Raw genomic sequence first — 25,038 nt, 5'->3', positions numbered from 1 at the left:
GAACTTTTTTAGAAATATTAACCTTAGTATTTTTAATAATGGTTCTCTTTTCTAAAAAAGTTTTGCAATTTATGGCTTTAAAAGCTCATCACCTAACACACACACTTCATCGATAATATCATCAATTTTAAGCATTAATTGGTCTTTTCGGTCTTGAGGTAAATTTTTAATTAAAACTTCCATAGCCTCTATAATTTTGATACCTGCAAATTCTTTCATTGCTAAATGGATATCTGGTTGAGAAGCTAAAATGGTTTGAGGAGTAATTTTCATATTTTTCATAGTTGAGATAACTATGGGTTTTTATAAACTGAAAAGTATCAGAGTTAATAATTGAAAAACTATAAAAATGACTGAAAAAGAAATTAGATTTGAGTGTTTGAAAATGGCTGAAAGAAATTATGAAAAAACTAAAGGCGATAAGACCTTAATAGAATTAGCTGAATTGTTTTGTGAATTTGTATTTTCTGAAAAAGAGTCAGAAGACAATAGATTATTTAAGGAGTGAGATTATCTAATTTTGATTTCACTTCTTGTATGTTTGATTGTAAGTCATAATTATTTAAAACTCCAATCACTCCACCACATTTAGAGCATTGAATAAATACAAAAGGCTTTCCACCGACGTTAGTGATCTTATGCTCAAAGGAAGTATTATTGCATTTTACACAAGTAGAAGTAGCCATATCTTAAAGATACGGAAATAATTATTTAACTTCAAAAATCTAAACTTACTTAGGTTCGTTATCAATATCGTTGCCTAAAAATAATCGGTTTTTTGTGATGGTTGTGTAGTAGTGGTACCGTCAGCTTTGTAGAAAAGCGAGATACCGTTGGCATCTTTGCCGGCATATTTATAGCTGTAAAACTCACCGATAGGTTGCCCTACCTTTAATACCTGCAAAGTAGCGTTGGTTTGGCCCGCGCCTTCAGGATCGGTATATAGCGTTAAATCGCTATTGCCGTAAGCACCTTGCAGGCTGGTGATCTTGTTTTTATTATAAGCCATGTTTAGCGACGATGTCCAGGTAAAATCCTTTTTTGATATGGCGTTAACATTTAAACCAAGCTCGATACCTTTATTGTTGATGCCTCCACCATTGGCATAGATATAACCACCCGGAACCAATGACGAAGGTACAGTGTAACCAAATAGCATATCGCTGGTGTTTTTGTTATAAACATCTATTGTACCCAACACTTTGCCCTTTATTATACCAAAATCAAGGCCGATGTTGGTTGTGGCCGTTTTTTCCCAACGTAAATCAGGATTTGAGCCCTGTGTTGGGCCATATGCTGCTGCCTGAACGCCGTTGTTATAATAAGTACCTGTAATACCATAAACCAGTTTGGCAGTGTAGGCGCCAATACCCGCTGAGTTACCTGTTACACCGTAGCTTGCACGCAGTTTTAGGTCAGAGAAAAATGATTGGTTTTTCATGAAGCCTTCTTCAATTATTCTCCATGATAAACCAACCGCCGGAAAATATCCCCAACGGTTGTTTTCACCAAATACAGAGCTACCGTCTTTCCTCACTGATCCTTGAAAAATATATTTGTTTTTATAATTGTAATTTACCCTTAAAAAATCTGAAACCAATACCGTTTCGCCGTAGGTAAGGTCATTACCAAGGTTGATACGATAGGTTGAAATAGAGTATGGATTGCCCAACGTTAAATTTTGGAAACCGATATTATCGGTAGGGAAATTGGTACTCGTAGCCTGAAAGCCTTCGCCAACAATGTTATCCTGGTAAGAGTAACCTAATACGGCATTGATGGTGTGGTCGCCTATCGATTTGTCCCAGGCCAGGAATGTTTCGGCCGTTTTGCTTGTATTTTGGTAATTACTGCGTAAGGCAGAACCATTAGTGCCAAAATTAACTAAAGTATGCGAAATACCTATGCCCGGATCGGGGTTGTTATAAAAGCCGGATGTAGGATAAGTGTTAAAGTAGCTGCTGTAAAACTCGCCGTGTTGCGTTGATGTTTTTTGGTATGACAGGTTCACGTTGTAAGTTAAGCTAAAAGGTAACTTTACTTGTGTATTAAACGCCCCCATTAATACATTATATTTGGTTTGGTCCTGAGCATTATTAGCTATCGCTACCGGATTAAAATAACCCGAAGTAGTGAGGTTTTCAAAATAGCTGCCATCTGCATTTTTTATAGGCGATATCGGCATGTGTTTCGCCGCCTGCAGCAATACCACATTTTGTAATGGCTCATTGTTTGACGTACTGGCAGAGTTGGCTAAGCTTAAGCTAAACTTAACTTTATCGTTCAAAGCGTACTGATCGATATTTAAACGACCAATTACACGTTCAAGAGAGCTTTGGGAAAGTATACCGTCTTTTTTGAGATAGTTAATACTGGCGCTGTAAGTGCTGTGCTCGCCGCCGCCGGTAAGCGAAAGGTTATGATTGTGAGAAAAGCCCGAAGAGCGTTCAACCGCGGCCATCCAGTCGGTATTGATATTACCGGGATCTACATCATTTGCTGGCAAAAATGAGGAGTTATTGGCTGTAACATAGGCACGCAACTGGTCGGCATTCATCAGGTTAAGCTTGCTGCTAACCTTTTCCTGGGCTACATAACCACTGTAAGTTACCTGCGACTGGCCTTTTTTACCGCGTTTGGTAGTTACCATAATAACGCCGCTGGCGGCACGGTTACCATAAATTGCCGTTGCGGCCGCGTCTTTCAATACATCTATCGAAGCAATATCGGCAGGCGCAACGGCAGTAATGTCGGCTCCGGGGATACCGTCGATAACATAGAACGGTGCGCCTGGGCTGTTAACGGTTGATGCCCCCCGCATAATAACCGCGGCAGATTTGTTAGGGTCGCCGCTGGCGGTAATGTTAAGGCCCGGAACCTTACCCTGTAGTAATTGGCCAACATCGGCAATGGCACCCTTGTTTAACTCTTCGGGCTTAACCGATGTAATAGCGCTGGATAGTGTTTTGCGGGAAGCTGTACCGTAGCCCACCACTACTACTTCTTTAAGGGCGGTATTGGCATCCTCCAGCACAATTTTGTACTTTTTGGCGCCCGTAACATTGATTTCCTTTTTGGTATAAGCTACCGAGGTGATCACCAGTACGTTGCCTGTTTTGGCCGTAATGGTAAAGGCGCCGTTAATTCCGGTTGATGTACTTACACTGGTGCCTTTTACAGCTACCGTGGCACCGGGGATGGGTTCGCCTTTGCCGTCAACTACCACACCGGTTACCTGGCCGCCCGACTGCGCGAATGTGTAGGAAAAGTTAAAGGCAAAGAACATGAGGAGCAGCAAAAGTGTGTGCTTGCTCCTGTTAAATTTAGGATTTAATCTCATGATTACAGTAAAATTTGGTTCATATTGGTTTATTGATTAGAGGCTTACAGTTAGGAGCGGTAAAATGCTTGTTTTACTCTCATTAAATTAAGTTTTAATGTCATCATTTCAGTAAAATTGGTTTCATATAAAGCGGTTTTAAAATTGGTTGCACTATTAAAATTTAAGCGTGGCCGGAAGATACTTAGCTACCAGGTCTTCGTAGTAGGGTTTAAGTTCTGCCCAGCTTTTTTGGTTAGGATTTTTTGAATACAGATCATACGGATTAAATAGGTTAACCCACTTAAACATCTCGTGATCATGGCTATTCATTAAATGGTCGTAAGCATTTTCGCGGTGCTGCGAGTAAAACGAATGATAGCGTAGCATATATAAACCGGGTTCGGGTATATAATCCTTCATCATGTGATAAACGTATTCATCATGCCCCCATGACATATGAACGTTATCTAAACCACAATTGCGGGTATAAACGCCAAGTTCAGTATTATACTCCGGATTATAGAAGTCGGGGTTGTCTTTAAAGAATTCCGGGTAAACTATCTTATCAGAAAAAGCGCAGCCCACCGGGAAAGTATCGCCAACAACGCCCCATTGAGGTTCGTTAAAAAGACACAGCACCTTGCCCATATCGTGTATTAAACCTACAAGCACCATCCAATCGGGGTGTTTATCATTGCGAATGGCTTCAGATGTTTGCAACAGGTGCTGCATCTGGTCGAGGTCGGTATCCGGGTCAGAGTCATCTACCAACTCATTTAAAAAGTTAAAGGCTTCCCATATCGGCATCTCTTTCCGGTTGAATTGTAAATAATCCGCTTTTTTCTCTTTTACAAATTCAAAGGTTTGATAGCGGTGATTGAGCCTGTAAAACTCTTTCACGCCATCTTTTTCCGTATCCTGGTAGTTTCTAAATTCTTCAACTTTTTTGTCTTCATTAATAGTCGTTGGGTCAGGATAGCGCCGTAATACATCGTGCTCCCATTCGTCAAGATTAGACAGGGGCGTTAAGCTTTCGCCCGACAAGTTGTTTACGTCAGAGTTCATAAAAAAATCTTTTTAATTGTTTGCAATAATTGGGTTGCCCGTAACTGGTTATTGAGATTAAAATTGAGTAATTTAACTGTTACATTTTATTTTTGAACCAATAATATTTACTTAACCGTTTAAGTAAAAAATGATAATTTGCACTTTTTAACCTGATTGTTATCACATTTTATGAGCAGTGTCACTATTAAACAACTTGCTGAGCAATTACAATTATCAACGGCAACCATATCAAAGGCGCTATGTGATAGTCATGAGATAAGCGAGGGAACAAAAAAAAGGGTTTTAGCCCTTGCCAAAGAGTTAAATTATGTACCTAATGCCTACGCGGGAAGTTTGCGGCATAATAAAAGTAAAACCATAGCGGTTTTGATACCCGAGATTACGGATAGCTTTTTTTCGCAGGCGCTTAATGGTATTGAGGAAGTGGCTTTGGAAAAAGGCTATCATACCCTGATCTATTTAACGCACGAAAAACTGGCTCGTGAAGAGGATATTTTAAAAACGCTGGTTGGCGGCCGGGTTGATGGCGTACTGATGTCGGTAACGGTGGAGACAAATTCGTTTAAGCATATCTACGAGTTTAACCAGCATTTGCCCATCGTTTTTTTCGACAGGGTTTGCCCCGAGGTTGACGCGGCCCGGATTACAACCGACGACTTTGAGTGCGGATATAAAGCTACCAGGCATTTAATTGAAGCCGGTTGCCGCCACGTTATTTTACTATCCATATCAAATAGCCTGTCCATCATTTCCGAACGTATCAGGGGCTTTAAGAGCGCTATCGCCGAATATGATCTCGATGAACATGATTGCCGGGTTGTAAATTGTACACAAGACCCTTTGGAAAATTACCGGCTGATTAAAGCAATGATGCAAAGCGATAACCGCCCCGATGGCATAGTAGCCACGGTAGAAAAGCTGACCACCGAAATATACCTGGTTTGCCAGCAGTTGCAAATCGATATTCCCAAACAGGTGAAAGTGGTATGCTTCTCTAACCAGCCTTCAGCCGTCATACTTACGCCATCGTTAACAACCATAACACAACCCGCCTTTGAGATGGGCAAAGTTGCGGCTACCACCTTGCTGAAGCTGTTAAAAAACAATATGCTCAGGGTGAAGGATGAATGTACTGTTATCCCCTCGAAACTGATCGTCAGGAACTCAACCACCGGGCAGCAGGCCGATCATGGCGAACCGGTTTAATTGAGTTGCATTGCTGCCCCTGCCGGGCGATAAAATGCCGGTTACTTTTCATCACCTTTTGATGGTGGCATCATGCTGTTGCCCCATCCTGTTTGTTTCGGCCCCATCAGCAATACCAGTTCGCCGCCATTTACAATATCCTGGTGCTCAATCCACGCCTGGTTAAACGGTTTCCCGTTAAGCAGCGCGGCCTGTATAAACTGGTTAGCCTCCGACAGGTTTTTAGCCGTTATTTTAAAATCCTTACCGTTAGTTTGGTGTAAAACGGATTGCTTGATCAGCGGCGAGTTAATTAAATAATAGGATTGCCCCGCGTTGGGGTATAAGCCAAGGACATGAAAGGCCAGCCATGATGACATAGCTCCCGAATCGTCGTTACCGGGCAGGCCATCCCGGCTGCTGTTATAATTTTTTTGGATAATTTGCCTGATGCGGGTACTGCTTAAATCGGGCCGCCCTATCCAATGGTACAGGTTGGGCGTTAAAAAAGAGGGCTCGTTACCTACATTATAGTAGCCGTTGTTAAAAAAGGTATCGAGCCTTTGTTTAAAAGCCTGCGGGCCGCCGCAGTTGTTAATTAAAGCGGCTACATCATGCGGAACATAAAAGGAATACTCCCACGAGCTGGCCTCGTAAAAAAAGCCGCACCACCAGCAAACACAATTGGGCCATTCCTGCGCAAGCGGGGTATAAGGTACCGCCGTTACCCGGCCATTGCTTTCCACGCAGGTGATGCTGTCTATCCACCTGCCAGAGGCATCCTTTGGCATAATAAAGCCTGTTGCGCCGTGGTCTGTTACCGGGCGCCAAAGGTTTTTCCAGTTGTTGGATTGTTTAATAAACCGGTTGTACTCGCCTTTGCGGCCCAGGCCATCGGCAACAATGGCTAAGCAATAATCGTTATAAGCATACTCAACCGTGCGGTTTCCGGCCCTTACAAAACGGTTTGATATGTAGCCCAGGCTATTATAATCAGTGAGCCCGCCACGCCCTTCCTTCTCTTCGTTTCCGCCGGGTGGTATGGTGGCGTCTTTCAACATCGCCTCGAGCCCCAGGTTATAGTTAACGCCCTTTAATTTTTTTGTATAGGCATCGGCAATTAATACTTCGGCGTTCGATCCGCCCTGCGTGCGCCCGTTGCTGTTGCCACTGCGGGCATCGGGCATGTAACCGTCGCGCTGGTAAATATTGAGCAATGAATTCACGATGGCTGCCTCGCGCGATGGGTCGATCAGCGTGATGAGCGGGTTTGACGAACGGAACGTATCCCAAATGGCATAAAAATCATCGTAATAAGGCATGGCCGATTGCCATAAGGGGTTTTCGCCACTGCGGTCTACCGGCATCAGCATGGTGTGGTAAAGGGCCGTGTAGAACATCGTTTTTTGTTGGGCCGGTGTCGAGCTATCCAGTTCAAGGCGTTTCAATAGCTCGTTCCAGCTATCCTGGCTGTCGGCCAGCACTTTTTCAAAGCTCCAATGAGGCGCCTCCTGCTCAATGTTTTGCCTCGCTTTTAGTTCGCTGATAAATGATATGCCTATTTTTACCTTGATCTGTTGGAGGCTGGCATCGTCAAAGTAAGCCAGCACACCTGTTTTATTGCCATCGTCAGCCTGGAGTTTTATACCAGGGTAGAGGCTGCCCGCCTTATAGGTAGTAAAGGTATTGAAAGGCTTATCGGTAATAGCGTAAAAGTAAACGGTATAGGCTGCGCCATTATTCCAGCCGCCACGAATACGGCTGTAGCCCCGTATTTCGTTATCCGATACCACTTCCACCTCCGATCCTATAAATTGCTGGGCCTCACGCGCATCCGGAACTGGCTTCTCGCCCAAAAAATCGCCTGCATCAAACTTAATGGCTTTGCGGGTACCGGGTTTAAAATCAAAGCGGTAAAAAGCTACTTTACTGGTACTGGTTATTTCGGCGGTAATGCCGTATTGTTTAAGCAGTACGCTGTAATAGCCGGTGGATGCTTTTTCGTTTGCCCTTAACGACTCCTGTTTCAGCTCGTTAAAATTACCGGCAAAAGGCATAATCAGGATATTGCCGTATTTAGGGCCGCCGCCGGTGCCGCTTACGTGGGTTTGACTAAAACCATAAAGAGGAACATCAAGATCGGGTGAGTAACCGCTGTTTGAAGCCTTATTAACATCGGGCCCTGGTTTCACCATACCGTAAGGTCTTGATGGGCCTACAAAAACATTACCTAACCCTTCCGATCCGATAAAGGGATCAACGTAAGCGGTATACGGCTTGGTTTGCGCACTTGCCGCAATAGCCATTACACTCAAACTCAATATCAGAACTTGGCGATGCAGGTCAATAATTTTCATATTAATTTAATAGTATAAATATTTAGCTTGTAGCAGATATGGGCTGCGGTAGCTCAGGCTTAATTTTTTAATGCGATTGATGGGCCGGTGATCAACGGATCTGTAATAAACCACATACAACGTATGCGCAATTGTTTTATCTGCGAATGTATTAACTAAGAGGGTGTTTATTAAAAGATAAAATAATTTAATTGCGAAATCGATTAAGGTGATGGGGGCTTTGCAACATCTTCAGCGATTTTGAAATTAGCAGGTTTTAAAAAATGCTGACTACTGATACCGAGCCGCGAAAAGCAGGTAGCTATGCTCATCGGGTATGGCTGAATAAATGGGTTATGAGTGCCGACTAAAAAAATGCCTCGTTAGTGCTTCAACGGTATAATTATAAAATCTAAGCTGCCCTATATCGATCCTCCGGGTATTAACACAGAGTCGGCCACGATGCTCTGAACAAAAGGAGTGCCCGACAGGCAGGCCATCGTCCGGCTGAAAGATAATTTGCCTAATTTATATCCGCTTGTTTCGGCATACGTAATTTCGGGATAATATAACTGGGGGATAAAACCATCGCTAATGGCAATGATGCCCATATCAGCGGGGATATTTATTTTTTCAATCTGCACAACCTTCATCTGATTTATGGCTTTACGCCAACCTATACGGTTAAAAAGTTGTCATTTGGTGCCGTATCATCGGAACTACAAGCTCTTATACTCAGGATATAAACCAATTGGTGTTGTCGCCTTACGTTTATGTTAATCCGTTTGCCAGGTACCAGGTAAATAAAAGCCGATCGGTTTCTGTTAATGCCAAGTATTCAACGTAATGGGCTTCACCGAATCAGAAGATAGCTCGATCAGCGAGAATCAGGCCAATTTAGTACGGGCCAGATTCCCGGAGAAGGCAGATCAGGATGATGCATCGATAATACCGGCAGTATTTTGAAATATCAGTATTCCTTATTCAAAAAGCCCCTTCATGATGTGTTTAGCCGCAGCGTTTTTATCTTGTTTGGACGCTATGTTCGTCTTTTCAACAATCCTCACATGTTTAATATTTAAAAACCAGTTATGATTACTTGGTAAAGGGCTATCTGTGTTTACCTCATCGCCCGTATGCTTTGTATTTAAAGCACTCAAGAAAGCAGTAATGGCGTTTAATTGCTCTTTATTTTTAGGGTTAACAATCAATGGTTCCATTTTATAAACATAAAAAATCATATCGAAATTAACTATACTACAATTTTACTTAACAAGCAAACTGCTATTTGCGGGCTATAGTTATAATGCCAATGTATTAGCTAATCTCCACCTGCGTTTTATTACCGGCGGCGGTATGCATGTTGCTGGGTAGTTGCCATTTGCAAAACTTGCCTTATATCCAACTCAAAAAAGTAAAAACCTGGCTATATAATTTCTGCGGTCCGAATAATTGAATAATATATCTATTATTTTCCATAAAATTTACGGAATTTGGGCGAAGGGTTGTTGATGAGATAAGAATGTCGGAAATTTAGCATGTAATATGTGTTTTACGCAAAATAGCCTTTACATCTGTAGTAAAATTTCGGTTAGCTTCCTGTAAAAGTAAAAAAAGCTTAAAGCATAGTACAAATATGTTGAGGATGATAACCCACTTAGCAAAGTTGCACATCACCTTAAGCCGCTGGCCCTTAATTAATCAATAAAATATTCATGTTTATCGTAACTCGTAAAAATTAATAAATGAAAAGTAAATTTTATACGCTCCCGCTGGCATTTGCATTGGGTTTGCCGGCTTTGCAGGCGCAGGCCCAGCAAGAACCAAAGCTGATTGAGAAGGTGGTTAAAAAAGGCGACGAGCTGGTGATCCCTTATCAAAAGTACGTTTTATCAAATGGCTTAACGGTGATATTAACCGAAGATCATTCGGATCCCATTGTCCATGTGGACGTAACTTACCACGTTGGTTCTGCCCGCGAAGAAATTGGCAAATCGGGCTTTGCCCACTTTTTTGAGCATATGATGTTTGAGGGGTCTGATCACGTTAAAAGTGGTGATCACTTTAAAACCATATCAGAAGCAGGTGGTACGCTGAACGGCAGCACCAACCGCGACCGGACAAATTACTTTGAAACTGTACCTAACAACCAGCTCGAAAAAATGCTTTGGCTTGAATCAGACCGGATGGGTTTCCTGATGGACGCCGTAACACAACCCAAATTTGAGATCCAGCGATCAACCGTAAAAAATGAGCGCGGCCAAAACTACGATAACCGCCCCTACGGTTTAGCGGCCGAAGCAGCGTCAAAAGCTCTGTATCCATACGGCCACCCGTATTCGTGGCTTACCATCGGTTATATTGAGGATTTGAATAAGGTAGATGTAAACGATTTAAAGCACTTTTTTCTGCGTTGGTACGGCCCCAACAACGCTACCCTGACTATTGGTGGCGATATTAATCCGAAGCAAACGCTGGCCTGGGTGCAAAAATATTTCGGCTCTATCCCACGTTGCCCCGAAGTAAAAAATACCGTTTTGCCTGCTCCGGTGGTCACATCCGACAGGTATATATCCTATACTGATAATTACGCCCGCCTGCCATTATTGTACGTAACCTACCCAGGTGTTAAAATGTACGATAAGGATCAGTCGGCCCTGGATGCCTTGTCTTTAATTATCGGCCAGGGAAAAAACTCAATCTTGTATAAAAACTTTATTAAAAGCCGCAAAGCCGCTCAGGCTACCATGAGATCGCCAAATACTGAGCTTTCGGGCGAGATCAATATCCAGGTCATTCCTTACCCAGGCCAAACCTTGCAGGAAGCCAAGAAGATGGTTGACGAGTCGCTTGCGGAGTTTGAGCAAAGAGGGGTAACCGATGACGATCTGGCCCGCTTTAAAGGTAGCGCGGAAGCCGATTACATCAACTCGCTGGCCAGTGTGTCTGGCAAAGTATCAGAGCTGGCGGCCGCGCAAACATTTACCGGTAACCCCAACCAGATTGGCCGCGAACTTGCCGACATCCGTAAGGTAACCAAAGCGGATATTATGCGTGTTTACAACCAATATATTAAAGGCAAAGCAGCAGTGATATTAAGCGTACTGCCCAAAGGATCGGATTTAAAACCTGTAGCTCCCGATAATTATAATGTAGATCAATCAGGCTACAAAGCGCCTGACTATGGTTACGATAAATTGACTTACCACAAGGCCAAGGATAATTTTGACCGTAAAGTGCAACCACCTACCAGCCAGAATCCGGTAATTAAAGTGCCACCTTTCTGGACCGCTAAAACACCCAACGGCATAAAAATGATAGGCGCTTTTACCAACGAGATTCCTACGGTTACCTTAACGCTTTCCATTAAGGGTGGAGGATTGCTGGCCGCTAAAGATTCGGCGAAAGCCGGGTTGCCGGGTATTGTTGGCCAGATGCTGAACGACGATACACAAAACTTTACCGCTGAGCAATTTAATGCCGAACTTGAAAGACTGGGAAGCTCTATCCAGGTAGGCGCCAGTCAGGATGAAACAACCTTCTCGGTATCATCACTTACTAAAAATCTCGATCAAACGCTTAAATTATTACAGGAGCGCCTGTTCCATCCTAAATTTACAGATCAGGCTTTGGAACGGATTAAGAAACAGGTTTTGCAGGGTTTCCAAATCGCTAAAACGCAACCGGCAAATATTGCTTCCAGTGTTTACAGTAAATTGCTATACGGAAAAGATAATATCCGCACTTACGGTTTAGGGGGTAACGAGCGCACCGTGCCTAATATTACACTGGCCGATGTACAAGGCTTTTACGATAGCTATTTCTCTCCTTCGGTATCTTCTATCGTTGTTGTGGGCGATATTACAGAAGCCGACGTTAAAGCCAAGCTGTCATTTTTAAATGGCTGGGCAGCTAAACCCGTGGTTATCCCGGCTGCGCCCGCTGGCGATAAAAATGTTGCTAAAAATATCCTTTACCTGGTTGATGTGCCTAAGGCAGCCCAGTCAGAAATCCGTATCGGTAATTTAACGGGCTTAAACTATGATGCAACCGGTACCTTCTACCGTTTGGGCTTGGTAAATTATCCACTTGGTGGCGGTTTTGACAGTCGTTTAAACATCGACCTGAGAGAAGTAAAAGGTTGGACGTATGGCGCCAGTTCAGGCTTTACGTCAGGTAAGTTTGGTGGCGTTTTTACAGCAGCTGCTGGTGTGCGCGCTGCCTCAACAGATAGCGCCGTAGTGGAGTTTATCAAAGATATCAAGGGATATGTGGACAATGGTATCACCAAAGATGAGCTCGCGTTTACAAAGAGCTCAATAGGGCAAAGCGATGCCCGCAAATACGAAACCAACGATCAAAAAGCGGCATTTCTGTCGCGCATCCAGAATTATGAGCTAAGTCCGAATTTTGTTGACGAGCAAAACAAGATCCTGCAGAACATTACCCAGTCGGAAATGAACGATCTGGCCAAAAAATACATCAACACCGATAACATGATTATTTTGGTAGTTGGTGATAAAGAAAAAGTACTTTCTGGTTTTAGCAGTATGGGCTACCAACTGGTGGAGCTGGATGCTGATGGAAATAAAATTAAACAGTAAAAGGCAGATCTTCTTTTAATGAATTGAACCAGGGGGCTGTATCATCAATGATGATCAGCCCCCTGGTTTTATATTTGCCGGTAATTCTATCTCCATGTGCAATAATTTAGCGCGTAGATGGTAACACAAACTTAACCTTAATATAATTCGACCCGCCTTTATAACAGGTTACCTTTGATGGCATAACATCAACGGATGCCATTGAACTCAAAAGATGAATATTCATTAATCACCAATTGGAAAAATGGTGACAATCGGGCATTCGATCAACTATTTAAACTTCACTTTTATAGACTGTATCGCTTTGCTTTTCGCCACAGCAATGACAGTGTACTTGCAGAGGAACTGGTGATGGATATGATGCTGAAAGTATGGCAAAAAAAGGATGAGCTGGTAAACAACAATCAATCTTTAGCACCTTTTCTTTTCCATGCTTTGAAGGCGGCATTGATTGATAATTACCGTAAAAAGCGAATGGAGTTTGTTGCTGTGGATGATACGATGCATGCTATCGCTTCACCGCTGCGGGCAGATGATCACCTGCACGGAGCTGAGTTATCTGTGTTATACCGCAAAAGTTTGGTCCAATTAAGTCCGCAAAGGAAGTTGATCCTCGAAATGCGGCATGAACAAGGCTTATCTTATAAAGAAATAGCCAAAGAATTAAGTATCTCTTCTAAAACTGTCGATCGGCATCTAACAGATGCGATAGCGATCGTTCGTAAACATCTGCAAAAGCATAGCGATGTTACCTTACTCATCATTTGGTGTTTGTTAGGTTAATCTAACTACAGGTTTTCAATATTTAACTTCTGATATTCAGTTTCTTATATCTAAATAGAAATAATTCTTCATTCCTGATGGGGAACTCCTTCTTTTTTTACGGTAATGGATAAAGAGTACTAAATTGATATTAATGAAGGATGCCATAAAGAGGGAGCTGCTGATCAAATACATGCACGAACAATGTTCTGCTGCTGAGATGATCCAGGTTAAAGAATTTTTAACACAGCCCGAATGGCAGCAGGCATTGGACGAATTGCTGGAAGATGATTTTGCACAATTTACAACAGATGCGGTGCCCGATGGTTTAAGTGCGGATTGGAATAGGCGTTTTAAGCAAAAGCATATCCTGCCCGCTATCCAACCGCTATGGCGCTCGGCTTGGCTTCAATATGCGGCAGCTGGTTTGCTGTTGATTACCCTGGGCTTTTATTTTTTTAAAAATCAGATTAGCGGAACCAGACAGCCGCCGGTTATGGCTATGCTGGAGAAGGTAAACCCTCGCGGACAGCGATCTCAAATTATATTGCCCGATAGCTCTGTTGTTTATTTAGGTGCGGAAAGCAAGCTCAGATTCCCCGAAAAATTTGGTGAAGGTAGCCGGGAAGTATCCCTGACTGGCGAAGCCTTTTTCGAGGTCGCGAAAGATAAAAAGCACCCTTTTATTATCCATAGCGGAGCAGTTCAAACCAGGGTATTAGGTACATCTTTTAAAATTGATGCCTTTCCCGGTAAAATTATGACGGTTTCTGTAGCCACCGGCAAAGTACGGGTAGACCGCGACGCCGGTGACAAGAATAAGTTAAAGGCATTGGCTGTATTGATACCCGGCCAGGTTGTAAAGTGGGATGAAGTTGCACAAACCAGTTGTATCAGCCAGGTAGATATACAAAGCATTCGCGACTGGAAGGATGGTAACCTCAATTTTGTTTCGGCATCACTTGCCGACGTTGCCGAAACTTTGGAACGCGCTTATAACGTGAAGATTACTTTTAACGATAGCCGGATAAAAAACTACCACGTTACGTTAATGGTGAATGCGAGCAACCCTTTAAGCCGTACACTTGATATTATTTGCAATACAACCCATCTCAAATTTAAGGGCTCGGGCCGGTCTTTTAACATCCTAAAAAACGGAGGCAGATGATTTAAAGTCCTATCAAAAATAAAAACCGCTCCTGCAAGCAGGAACGGCTATCTGTTTACCTGTTAGCATTAAGTTTTCGACGACGCTATGCTAAAGGCCAAAATGCTGCCGACAAGGTCGGTGAGCACTATTAAAGCAATTTTCACAAACAACTCTAACAATCCAAAAATATGCAAAATGTAGTACAACTACGTTCATCTATTCTATTTATTATGCGGTGCTCTTTTATTATCCTGGCTATACAAATAACCTTTGGGGGGCTATTGCTTGCTGGTAATGTCAAAAGCCAAAACCTTGATCAGGTTAAGATCAATATCGCCCTGCGGCACGCCTCCATACAGGAAAGCCTCCTGTCGCTTCAGCGAAAAAGTGGTATCCGCATTTCTTTTTTTGACGAAGTGGTTCAAAAAGAAAGTAAAAAAGTAAATCTGAATAGCACTAATATAACCGCTGGCGAAACCCTGCGCAATATACTTTCGAACACCAACTTAACCTATCGCCTGGTTAAAGACTATGTGATCATCGACGTTAAGCCTTCCCGTGCAGATAAAGGTAAAATATACGGTAAAATTGTAGACGATAAGGGCGAAAGCCTGCCGGGCGCCAATATTAGGCTATTAGAATTGAATACAACCTCCTCAAGCACCGTAGATGGTAGTTACAGTATCACTGCCGCGCCAGGGACCTATACTGTAGAAGTTAGCTATATTTCGTATCAAACCAAACGCATTGCCGATGTTGTGGTAACTGCCGGCAACCTTACCAAACTGGATGTTGTTTTGCTTACGGCATCTACTGCTTTAAAGGCGGTTGTAATACAGTCATCGTACAAAAGGGAATCGGTAGCTGGTTTATACGCTCAGCAAAAAAACGCGGCGGGCATCACCGATGGGTTATCGGCAGAGCAAATGGCCCGCACACCTGATAACAATATGGGCCAGGTTTTAAAACGTGTGAGCGGATTAAGCACCGTAGATAACCGTTACGTTATTGTGCGCGGCTTAACCGAACGTTATAACCAGGGGATGATTGACGGCATCACGCTACCCAGCACAGATATGAACCGACGTAATTTTGCCTTTGATGTGATCCCGGTTGAAATGGTAAGTAATGTGGTGGTTAACAAAACGGCCACGCCGGATATCTCTGCCGAATTTGCCGGCGGGCAAGTTTCGGTAAACACGCTGGATATCCCTTTAGAAAACTTTACCATATTGTCTGCCGGTACAGGCTTCAATACCCTCACCCTCGGAAAAGACTTTATCGAATCTGGCAGGAGAGGTAAATATGATTTTTGGGGCTTTGACGATGGGCACCGCAGTTTACCGCCAAATATCCAGTCATGGGGAAGCGGAAACCCGCCTGATTATGCTGTGCCGCAAAGTAAATTGTTTAATCCGGATGCCTTTAAACGTTACAGTTCTACCGGAGGAGCCAACCAAAATTACCGCCTATCGTTAGGCCGCGTATATACTTTAAAAAGCGATCAGAAAATAGGCTTTGTTACGGGCTTCAGTTTACGACACAGCCAGGAAACCAACGAATTTCAGGATGTAAGGGGCTTTGAGGGAAACTATGGTTACCCGGTAGCGGGGCCTAACTATATTGACAGCGTTAACCGCCGCCGTAATGGGCATATTTACAAATACAATACCACCATTGGCGCCCAGGTTAATGTGGGGACACAGGGCAAAGGCTATAAAATAGGCTTGAAAAATTTGTATTCGCAAATCTTCAACAACACCCTTAACTCCTCGCAGGGGATGATCGCTAATGTGGGTTTTGATAACGACGATGCCCGCTCACAGAAAAACCTGCAAGACCCGGAGATTACCCGCATTTTTCAACACAAACTTGATGGCGAACATACCTTAACCAGCAAAGGGCTTAAATTGACCTGGCTTGGAGCAATCACCTCGGTTAGGCAGGAAGTAAAGGACCGGACCAAGTTCACTTACCAATTTACTGGACGGAATAACGGTGTGGAATATTACCAAACCCCTAATGTTGTTAACCCTGCTCAAAACTCGCCCGATTATGACTACCGCTTATTTACCGATACCAAAGAGACGGACTACAACTGGGCAGGAAGCCTGAGCCAGCCTTTTAACTTTTTGGGCGATAAAAGCTTGTTTAAAGGCGGTTACAGCGGCATTTACAAACAACGCGGCCTGAGCGCCACCACATTGAAGATCCGGACTGAAGACCGCGCCTTTGATTCGTTTGGCCGTACTTACGAGGAAATACTCGCGCCCGAAAATATAGGCGCAGGCACCAATTCCAACCAGGCTTATTACCTGGCAGATGGCGGTAACGGCTCGCAATTTAACGGCACATCGCGCTTCCACGCTTTTTACCTGATGCTCGATCAGCGTTTCCTGAAAAAGATCCGCATTGTATACGGCATGCGCGGCGAAAAATACGAATTAAAGAACCGGCAGCCATTAATTTCGGATCAATCGAGTTTACGGAATGTTACCGGTGAAAACAACACCACTTATTTACCATCGGCTAACTTAACTTATAGCATCACCTCTAAAATGAATTTCCGCGCATCATTCGCCAAAACGGTGATCCGGCCGGATTTTAGGGAGACCTCGTATTTTGGTTTCTACGATCCTTTTTTGAATGCCGACATTGTAGGCGACGATGTTGTAAGTACAAAGATCAATAACAGCGATCTGCGTTACGAATGGTACCCATCGGCTGGCGAAATTATCTCGGTATCTGGCTTTTATAAATCATTCGATAAGCCTATTGAGTTGGTGGTTGATCAGGATGCTACCGGTAAAGTAACGCGTTACCGTTTTCAAAATCAAAAAGATGCCGTTAACTACGGGATAGAAATGGAAGTGCGTAAATCATTAGGATTTATAGCCGATAAGCCATGGTTGCGCAACACCACGCTCTTTGGTAACGGAACAATCATCAAATCAAGCATTCATACGCTATCAACCCTGGGTGATGGTAGTATAGTTGAGAATAAAGAAACCAGGGCCTTATACGGCCAATCGCCTTATTCGGTCAATGCCGGTGTGAGCTACAGTGCAAGCAGGTATGGCTTTACTGTAAATTATAACCGCTCAGGCCGCCGCACTTATACCATTAGCAGCAATCCAAACCTTACCGAATATGAAAACGGTCGCGACCTGGTAGACCTGCAAGTATATGGCCGCTTTTTAAAACAAAAGATGGAAGTAAAACTGAACATAGGCAACTTGCTCAATTCAACTTCATTCTATTATCTCAACTCGAACGGATATAAACAAGAAAGCGGCACCAGCAACTATACCCCATCCTACGGAACAGATAAATATGATAAAGAGTTCGATCTGATCCGTTACCGGATCAAATACGGCATAACACCTAACCTATCGGTCACTTATAAATTTTAAAACATGAAAAACAGATTATTGATCCTGTTGGGCATACTGCTTTGCGTGGCTGCCTGCAAAAAATCCGAAGTTATAGCAAGCTTAAAATTCACCAAAGTTACTTTTGTGAACAAAAGCGTTAACCAGGATATGCAAATTGGTGCGGAAAGTAAATATTACTCTTTTGGATATGATGTACCGGCGGCTTACGGCGATGACAGATTTACAATTGTTAAAACGAGCACTAAAAAAATTATTTTAGATACCGTTTTGAACATTTCAGGCGGTGAAACATTCTTTGTTAACCAGGCTGATACAACACAAAGACCTGTGATTAGCCGGAGCCCGCTAAGCGGTGTTTCGCCTGCCCCTCCCGGCTATATGAAGATCAAAATTGCCAACCTGGCCGCTATCGCGTTGCCTTACGCCAAAGTAGATATTGTAGTTTTACCTTTTTATGCCACCAACGGCGTATACATCCCTTTAGATACCCTGCACGATGTAACCGCTAACTATACCGATAACGACAAACTGTATATTGTTAAAAGACAGATAATTGGTGATGTAGTACAGCAGTTGTACAAGTTTAGTTATATCAATCCCAATACCGGCCTGCCCTTGTTGAATAATCAGGGTGCAGTTTATACCAATACCTCGTTCAGCGCCACTATCACCAAAGAAAATCTTTTTATGATATCGCTGGGCAATGCTGTCACACCAACCAAAACAACCAGCATGTTAATTAATGGCAAATATTATAACGTGTCGTGTAGCCTGATCTTGAGCAGATAGCTTACCGATATGCCGGGCATCTTATCAGGTTTAGCAACCTTACAGCAGATATGGATGCAAAAACTACCGCTTGGGTTAATCAATAAACAGGCAGCCTTGTCAGGTATGCCTGTTTATTGTTATGCACACTTATGTTAATTTTAACATGTTCAAAATACAAAGTTATACACCACACGGCTACGTACCCCGCCGCGGCTATAAGATGTTACTAAAAAACTCATTTATAACCTGCCGCATTTGATTAACCATTTTTTTTCATAAATTTTATGGAATGTTAGGTGCAAAAGCATCTGCTACCAAAAACCTGTTTATGAAAACCTTTACCGCCTTACTATTAGCCGTTTTTAGCTTTTACATTTGCCAGGCGCAAAAGCCTTTAACCAATAGCCGCACCAGCGGATACTATACTTATATCTACCCGTTAAAAGACGCTGATGCAGAACTGCTTTATAAGGGTGAGCAATCTAAAATAACCGATAAGCTATTGCTGCGGCCTATCGATTCGGCATTAACCGATAATTTCAAGCTTCCGCAACTGGCCCCTGGCAATTACCTTAAAGTATCTGCAGGCTACAATAAGCTTAATTACGAGCTGATTGAAAACCATTCCGCTTTTTTAAATATCCTGGATAACCGTAAGGATTTACGTTTTGTATTGCTGGATATTAATGGAACGCCGGTTAATAATGCCCTGGTTTATCTGAATAAAAAGAAGGTGGAATATGATGCCGGGCTACAGCTTTACCATACCAGGTATGGCAAAAAAGACCTCTTGCTCAAGGTAGTATACGCGGGTGTAGCCAATTACTTTACCGTAACTAAGCAAGAACAATATCACTATAGCCAATGGCCGGCATTTTGGCGAAAGCTCGCTTATCATACCCCGCTTAGCTATATATGGGTTCCTGTAAAAAACTTGTTCAGTAAAAATCATAATAGTTACCGTCCGTCGCCTTATACCGGTTATATGGTTTTCAATAAGCCGATGTATAAACCTGGCGATACTGTAAAATTTAAGGCCTATATTTTTAATAAAAACAATAAAATGCCCGTTAAACAAAAAAGTTTGTTTGTGAGGTTAAGAGGCAGCCAATATGGCGAGAAGGGGAAAATTATCGGTACAGTTAAAAGTTACCGCGATGGCGCCTTTGAAAGTACTTTGGTGTTGAGCGATAGTTTAAAGCTGACACTGGACGCCAATTATACTTTAAGCCTCGAAAACTCGCCTATTGAAACCGCCAAGGATAATGTATTACTATCCGGCTATTTCCGTTACGAGGAATATGAGCTCAAATCAGTCAAATTTTCTCTTCGTAGTGATCAAGAAGAGCATTCGCCCGGCAATCCGGTATCCTTGTATTTAAAGGCGGTTGATGAAAATGATTTACCCGTTGCCGATGGCCGCGCAGAAATTACGCTGCACACCCGGAATATAGAAACCTACCATAGCGATAAGGTTTTTGTGCCCGATACCTTATGGAGGCACCAATTGCAGTTGGATGCCGTTGGCGAAACCAAACTCATCATCCCCGATTCCATATTCCCGAAGGCTACGCTCCGTTACGAGGTGGAGGCCCTGTTTTTAAACAGCAATAACGAGCAGCAACGGCAATCAAAACAACTTACTTTTAATGATGAAGCCGAAAAAATTGATGTTAAGCTGGATCAGGATACGTTAAAAATAAATTACAGGCTAAACGGCAAGGAGATCACAAAAGGAGCCACCATCACATCTTATAATTTAAACAACGATAGCATCGCGGCAGCTAATATTACCTTGCCCGCCAAATTTGTTATTAATCCTCATATTAAAAAATATGATATAGAAAGCGACAAAGATATGGCGTTTGCAGAGCTGAAAGACTATGCGCCCAATATCACTACATCGGCCTATCGCACCAACGATTCGCTGTTTATTCAAGTTGATAACCCTCGGCATATCCCGTTTTGGTACACCGTTTTTAGCGGCAACAAAATGATTGACGGCGGCAAGGCGACCGACCTCTACTACAAAAAACAATACCATCACCAGGGCAATGTTTTTATGCTGATCAATTACATCTGGGGTGGCGAATCAAAGTCGGACGAGGTAGCCATCATTTACCGCGACCATTTACTGTCTATTGATGTCAATCAGCCGGTGGCGGTAAATCCAGGGCAAAAGGTACCTGTAGAAATAACCGTAAAAGATGCACTGGGCAAGCCCGTTGCCGATGCCGACCTGACAGCCATGGCGGTCACCTCCAAATTTAAAAACTTCTACGTGCCCTCTATACCTTATTTCGGACGGCTGTATGGTAGCCGTAAATTAAAAAGAAAGCTCGAGATTGACGACAAGGCCGAAAACGGGGCTTTTGAACTGAACTGGAAAAGGTGGGGCCGGGATATGGGCTTGGATAGCATTGTTTACTATCAATTTACCCATCCAACAGATATTTTTAGGATAGAGGAGCCTGCCCCCGATACATCGGCCCAGATAGCACCTTTTATAGTTAAAAATGGCAATGTACTCCCGGTGCACGTTCTCTATATTGATCGTGTTCCTGTTTATTTTAGCCAGGCCGGGCAGTTGCAGCGTTACAGTTTTATAGTTAGCCCGGGCAAGCATAGCCTCATTTTCAGAACGCTCAACCAAAACATCAGCCTGGATAATGTAGTTGTTACCAAAGGGAAAAAACTGATATTGAGTATTAATGCCGATACCGTTTTAAACCATATAGCGCAGTTTAAAAAAATGCCCGATAGCCTAACCACTTACGAGGCCCGCCTGGTTGATCAATATATGATTAAGGTGGTGGATAATTTTGGTGATAAAATGGCTACCCTGAACCAGGGCGATCATGTTATTCTGTTAAACCCTAATCCTCAGACTAATAATTACCGTTTTAATTATGGCTACCGCGAAAACCAAATTCTTGCAGGGCCCTTAGTTTCTAACACCACCAGCCTGGAAGTGCGTGGGGAGCCGGTCCGCTATTTTACAGCGGAGTCTGATTACTCGTTTGAGTTTCAGCCAGGGCTCATCAAACAAAAATCAATACCAGGCAAATATCCTTTCGACACCCATTTATACGCCAATAACCAAAGTTTTCCAGATTACAGGCAATATGCCTTAACCTTAAAGGAAGCCGATACGCTTTGGCAGCATTACCTTGATGAGCGTGCGCATAGCACGGCATCATTTAAAAATAAGTATTTACCGGCGCGGGGTAATGGTAAATTGTTGATCAGCGTGAATGGTTACAACACAATAAGCAACCAGGCTTACGGCCAACTGCCTATTATCAAAAATATTATTGTTTACCGGTATGATAATCCGGATTATATCCGGGTGTATCCCGGGGCAACAACTGATATGGGATACCTGGAACCAGGCAATTACCGGCTATTCTTTCTGCTAAAAAACGATGCTTATTATATCCAGAACGATGTTGTTGTTCAAGGCGAAGGCATCAATTACAAAAAAATAACATTCAGCAAAATTAGGCCGCGCGATAGTGTAAGCATCAAAATAGCAGCGATAACCAATAGTTTACCTGGTGAGGGCGGCATCCGGAATGATGAGGACGCTGATAAACTGAAACTAAAGGAAGCCTTTAACGCGCAATACCTCGATAACTCCAACTTTAAAAACGAAATGCGTGGCCAGGTTGTGGATAAACAGCAGGTAGGGTTGCCGGGTGTAGCTATACTAATCAAAGGCACAAAATATGGTACCGTGACGGATATCAACGGTAATTTTAAAATCCATGTACCCGGGGAGGGCAGACTGACGGTAGCCTTTATCGGCTTCCAAACGTAGGACGTAGCTATTTCACCCGGAGCCACTGATGTTAAAGTTACACTGGTGGAATCGGCTAAGCAACTACAGGAAGTGGTTGTGGTAGGTTACGGTTCGCAAAGGAGGGCTAACCTCACCGGGGCCATATCGGTTGTAAGCGCTTTACAGGGAAAAGTTGCGGGCGTAATGGTACGTGGTAATAGTTCCTTATCGGTTGCCAATACCCCCCTGTATGTGGTAGATGGTGTTGTAGTTGAAAACGGCGCCTCGGTTGATCCGGCAAATATTGCCGATATGAGCGTGCTGAAAGGCGAAGCGGCAACGGCGATTTATGGCGCAAGGGCTGCCAATGGCGTGATTGTGATTACAACAAAAAAGAAAGGATTAAATGCCGATACCGGAACACCGGGGCCGCAGCAAACCTTGCGTACCAATTTTGCTGACTATGCCTACTGGCAACCCAAACTTAAAACCGATGCGCAAGGTAAGGCCAGTTTCAATGTTGTTTTTCCGGATGATATAACCAGCTGGCGTACGCTGATTATTGGCATGGCCGGTAAGCAGTCGGGCTATACAGAAGGGAAAATAAAGTCCTTTAAATCATTGAGCGCTAACATCGTTACGCCGCAATTTGCTGTTAAGGGCGATGAGATGAATGTGATTGGCAAAATAATGAATTATACCACAGGCGATGTTGCCCTGAACCGCAATTTTAAATACAACGGGCAAGATTTTAAACAGAATTTGCTGAATATCAAAAACGCCTGGATTGATACCTTTAAGGTGGTAGCGGCTGATGTGGATAGCTTAAAGTTTGAGTATACCCTGAAAAAAGACAATGGTTATTTTGACGGGGAACGGCGTGCCATCCCGGTTTTTGAACAGGGGGTTTTAGAAACCAAGGGCACCTTTGCCGATTTGGAAAAGGATACCACGCTTACTTTGAAATTTGATGTGGCTTTGGGCAAGGTAACCTTTAGGGCCGAGGCATCTGTACTGCCGGTGTTAATTGACGAAGTTAAACGCCTGCGCGATTATGAGTACCTGTGTAACGAACAGCTGGCATCTAAATTAAAGGGCTTATTGGTAGAAAAGCGGATCCGCAAATACCAGGGCGAACCCTTTAAGTGGAACAAAAATGTTTTGGATCTGATCAAAAAACTACAGGATAACCGCCGTTCAGAAGGCACCTGGGGCTGGTGGAAAGATACCGACGAGGAGCTCTGGATAAGCCTGCATGCCGCCGAGGCACTGATAGATGCCGAAAAGGAGGGCTACCAGGTAAAACTGGATAAGCAAAAACTGATAGATTATCTGTTATACCAGGTAACATCCTACAATGGCGCAAATAAGCTTGATGCCTTGAGCCTATTGATGAAATTGGGCTCTACTGCCAATTATACCAGTTTGATTACCGCTTATGAAAAGCAATTGAAACCTAAAGAAGAGCGTTCATCGTACGAAAAAATGCGTTTGATGCTGATTAAGCAACAGGCAGGTATCAAGGTGAACCTGGATAGCCTGTTGAAATACCAGCGCCATACGATGTTTGGAAATACCTATTGGGGCGAGAACAATTACCGCTTTTTTGATAATTCCATCCAGTTGAGTATCATGGCTTATCAATTGTTTAAAAACGATGGCAGGCATCCGGAGCTATTAGCTAAAATAAGGAACTATTTTTTAGAGCAGCGTAAGGATGGCTATTGGAGAAATACCTACGAATCATCCTTAATATTAGAAACCATTTTGCCCGATCTGCTTACCGGAGGGCGCTTGCCTCAACCCCCGTCTATCACCTTGAGCGGCGAGAAGAACGAAACGATCAGCCAGTTTCCATACACTGCTACATTAAGTGCCAATTCAACACTGCGCATCCGCAAGAGCGGCCAACTGCCCGTTTATATAACCGGGTACCAGCAGTTTTGGAAAAGGCAGCCCATTAAAGTAAGTAAGGATTTTACAGTAAATACCTGGTTTGAAAAGGACCAGCAGAGGGCAGGTAAATTAAAAGGTGGGCAGGCCGTAAACCTGGTAGCCGAAGTAACAGCCCGTGCCGATGCCGATTTTGTGATGATAGAGATCCCTATACCGGCGGGATGCTCGTACAACGGTAAGGAGCAAAATTACTGGGGCAACGAAATTCACCGCGAATACTTTAAAAACAAAGTAAGCATTTTTTGCCGCAAGCTTAAACAAGGTAAATATCAGTTTGCGGTTAAACTGATGCCCCGGTATGGTGGTACCTATACCCTTAACCCTGCAAAGGCCGAGATGATGTATTTCCCGGTGTTTTATGGCAGGGAGGACATGAGGAAGGTGAGTATTGAGTGATAGGATATAAAGTTGGTTGTTGATTCTTTATATGCGGCCATTAAAAAGAGGAAAGAGATAATCTAAAGTATACAGCGTGAATTTGAAGTGCGATCCTATAGATATCGTGCTTCTTGCTTTTCAATATCCAATAGCTAAATATCATTGATGGGGAAGATGCAATTGCCAGCTATCTCGAGCAAAGCTACCTACGTGCGATTGCTTATTCATATAATAACATTTTTTAAGTAATCGCACTTTTTTCTCCAACAAGATCAAATTCAGGAAGAATAATTTTTTATTTCCAGAGTTTTTGTCAATCCTAACTTTAAG

General features: G+C 43.2%; 15 protein-coding genes. 9 read left to right on the top strand and 6 right to left on the bottom strand.

Annotated features, from left to right (window positions below; all coding sequences use genetic code 11):
- Nucleotides 1-69: 69 nt before the first annotated feature.
- Nucleotides 70-282: a hypothetical protein gene (locus MUCPA_RS08385; protein ID WP_040625794.1), complete on the bottom strand. Its 213-nt coding sequence runs from the start codon at nucleotides 280-282 to the stop codon at nucleotides 70-72.
- Between the two features lie 67 nt (nucleotides 283-349).
- Here MUCPA_RS08385 and MUCPA_RS37635 point away from each other — a divergent pair, with 67 nt between their 5' ends.
- Nucleotides 350-508 (top strand): hypothetical protein, encoded by a 159-nt coding sequence (locus MUCPA_RS37635; protein WP_008505726.1) that lies wholly within the window; start codon nucleotides 350-352, stop codon nucleotides 506-508.
- 252 nt (nucleotides 509-760) lie between these two features.
- On the opposite strand, the gene MUCPA_RS08380 is transcribed toward MUCPA_RS37635, so the two are convergent.
- A complete protein-coding gene (locus tag MUCPA_RS08380; RefSeq protein WP_050982047.1) occupies nucleotides 761-3,340 on the bottom strand; it encodes a SusC/RagA family TonB-linked outer membrane protein in 2,580 nt (859 codons plus the stop codon).
- A gap of 156 nt (nucleotides 3,341-3,496) precedes the next feature.
- A complete protein-coding gene (locus MUCPA_RS08375) occupies nucleotides 3,497-4,387 on the bottom strand; it encodes an inositol oxygenase family protein (RefSeq protein ID WP_008505724.1) in 891 nt (296 codons plus the stop codon).
- Nucleotides 4,388-4,558: 171 nt separating this feature from the next.
- Between MUCPA_RS08375 and MUCPA_RS08370 the strand changes: the two genes are divergently transcribed.
- A complete protein-coding gene (locus tag MUCPA_RS08370; protein WP_008505723.1) occupies nucleotides 4,559-5,596 on the top strand; it encodes a LacI family DNA-binding transcriptional regulator in 1,038 nt (345 codons plus the stop codon).
- 41 nt (nucleotides 5,597-5,637) lie between these two features.
- Here the strand turns inward: MUCPA_RS08370 and MUCPA_RS08365 are convergent, their stop codons facing one another.
- From MUCPA_RS08365 to MUCPA_RS08355, 3 genes are all read right to left on the bottom strand, one after another.
- Nucleotides 5,638-7,932: a GH92 family glycosyl hydrolase gene (locus MUCPA_RS08365; RefSeq protein WP_008505722.1), complete on the bottom strand. Its 2,295-nt coding sequence runs from the start codon at nucleotides 7,930-7,932 to the stop codon at nucleotides 5,638-5,640.
- Between the two features lie 401 nt (nucleotides 7,933-8,333).
- Nucleotides 8,334-8,564 (bottom strand): type 1 periplasmic-binding domain-containing protein, encoded by a 231-nt coding sequence (locus tag MUCPA_RS08360; protein ID WP_008505721.1) that lies wholly within the window; start codon nucleotides 8,562-8,564, stop codon nucleotides 8,334-8,336.
- Nucleotides 8,565-8,891: 327 nt separating this feature from the next.
- Entirely contained in the window at nucleotides 8,892-9,131 is a 240-nt protein-coding gene (locus MUCPA_RS08355) for a DUF2683 family protein (RefSeq protein ID WP_157543845.1), read from the bottom strand.
- A gap of 525 nt (nucleotides 9,132-9,656) precedes the next feature.
- Here MUCPA_RS08355 and MUCPA_RS08350 point away from each other — a divergent pair.
- The 7 genes from MUCPA_RS08350 (at nucleotide 9,657) to MUCPA_RS08320 (ending at nucleotide 24,726) form a co-directional block, all read left to right on the top strand.
- The gene (locus MUCPA_RS08350) at nucleotides 9,657-12,515 is read left to right on the top strand and encodes a M16 family metallopeptidase (RefSeq protein WP_008505719.1); all 2,859 of its coding nucleotides are present in this window, start codon (nucleotides 9,657-9,659) and stop codon (nucleotides 12,513-12,515) included.
- A 201-nt stretch (nucleotides 12,516-12,716) separates the two neighbouring features.
- A complete protein-coding gene (locus MUCPA_RS08345; RefSeq protein WP_169316159.1) occupies nucleotides 12,717-13,298 on the top strand; it encodes an RNA polymerase sigma factor in 582 nt (193 codons plus the stop codon).
- Nucleotides 13,299-13,431: 133 nt separating this feature from the next.
- The gene (locus MUCPA_RS35815; RefSeq protein WP_008505717.1) at nucleotides 13,432-14,445 is read left to right on the top strand and encodes a FecR family protein; all 1,014 of its coding nucleotides are present in this window, start codon (nucleotides 13,432-13,434) and stop codon (nucleotides 14,443-14,445) included.
- 170 nt (nucleotides 14,446-14,615) lie between these two features.
- A complete protein-coding gene (locus MUCPA_RS08335; RefSeq protein ID WP_008505716.1) occupies nucleotides 14,616-17,840 on the top strand; it encodes a TonB-dependent receptor domain-containing protein in 3,225 nt (1,074 codons plus the stop codon).
- 3 nt (nucleotides 17,841-17,843) lie between these two features.
- Nucleotides 17,844-18,611: a hypothetical protein gene (locus MUCPA_RS08330; protein ID WP_008505715.1), complete on the top strand. Its 768-nt coding sequence runs from the start codon at nucleotides 17,844-17,846 to the stop codon at nucleotides 18,609-18,611.
- 271 nt (nucleotides 18,612-18,882) lie between these two features.
- On the top strand, nucleotides 18,883-22,413 hold the full coding sequence (locus MUCPA_RS08325) for a carboxypeptidase-like regulatory domain-containing protein (protein ID WP_008505714.1): 3,531 nt from the start codon (nucleotides 18,883-18,885) through the stop codon (nucleotides 22,411-22,413).
- Between the two features lie 45 nt (nucleotides 22,414-22,458).
- Nucleotides 22,459-24,726 carry an alpha-2-macroglobulin family protein gene (locus tag MUCPA_RS08320; RefSeq protein ID WP_008505713.1) on the top strand — a complete coding sequence of 756 codons (2,268 nt, stop codon included), beginning with the start codon at nucleotides 22,459-22,461 and terminating at the stop codon, nucleotides 24,724-24,726.
- Nucleotides 24,727-25,038: the final 312 nt, after the last annotated feature.

Origin of the sequence: Mucilaginibacter paludis DSM 18603 (assembly GCF_000166195.2) — a bacterium.
GTDB classification, from domain to species: domain Bacteria; phylum Bacteroidota; class Bacteroidia; order Sphingobacteriales; family Sphingobacteriaceae; genus Mucilaginibacter; species Mucilaginibacter paludis.
This window is presented reverse-complemented; position numbering and strand designations above follow the sequence as displayed.

What these genes read in the sequence shown, in the direction of transcription:
- MUCPA_RS08355 (WP_157543845.1), bottom strand. Translation starts at nt 9,131, where the DNA reads ATGGAACCATTGATTGTTAACCCTAAAAATAAAGAGCAATTAAACGCC.
- MUCPA_RS08365 (WP_008505722.1), bottom strand. Translation starts at nt 7,932, where the DNA reads ATGAAAATTATTGACCTGCATCGCCAAGTTCTGATATTGAGTTTGAGT.
- MUCPA_RS08330 (WP_008505715.1), top strand. Translation starts at nt 17,844, where the DNA reads ATGAAAAACAGATTATTGATCCTGTTGGGCATACTGCTTTGCGTGGCT.
- MUCPA_RS08385 (WP_040625794.1), bottom strand. Translation starts at nt 282, where the DNA reads ATGAAAAATATGAAAATTACTCCTCAAACCATTTTAGCTTCTCAACCA.
- MUCPA_RS37635 (WP_008505726.1), top strand. Translation starts at nt 350, where the DNA reads ATGACTGAAAAAGAAATTAGATTTGAGTGTTTGAAAATGGCTGAAAGA.
- MUCPA_RS08335 (WP_008505716.1), top strand. Translation starts at nt 14,616, where the DNA reads ATGCAAAATGTAGTACAACTACGTTCATCTATTCTATTTATTATGCGG.
- MUCPA_RS08350 (WP_008505719.1), top strand. Translation starts at nt 9,657, where the DNA reads ATGAAAAGTAAATTTTATACGCTCCCGCTGGCATTTGCATTGGGTTTG.
- MUCPA_RS08380 (WP_050982047.1), bottom strand. Translation starts at nt 3,340, where the DNA reads ATGAGATTAAATCCTAAATTTAACAGGAGCAAGCACACACTTTTGCTG.
- MUCPA_RS35815 (WP_008505717.1), top strand. Translation starts at nt 13,432, where the DNA reads ATGAAGGATGCCATAAAGAGGGAGCTGCTGATCAAATACATGCACGAA.
- MUCPA_RS08360 (WP_008505721.1), bottom strand. Translation starts at nt 8,564, where the DNA reads ATGAAGGTTGTGCAGATTGAAAAAATAAATATCCCCGCTGATATGGGC.
- MUCPA_RS08325 (WP_008505714.1), top strand. Translation starts at nt 18,883, where the DNA reads ATGTTAGGTGCAAAAGCATCTGCTACCAAAAACCTGTTTATGAAAACC.
- MUCPA_RS08375 (WP_008505724.1), bottom strand. Translation starts at nt 4,387, where the DNA reads ATGAACTCTGACGTAAACAACTTGTCGGGCGAAAGCTTAACGCCCCTG.
- MUCPA_RS08370 (WP_008505723.1), top strand. Translation starts at nt 4,559, where the DNA reads ATGAGCAGTGTCACTATTAAACAACTTGCTGAGCAATTACAATTATCA.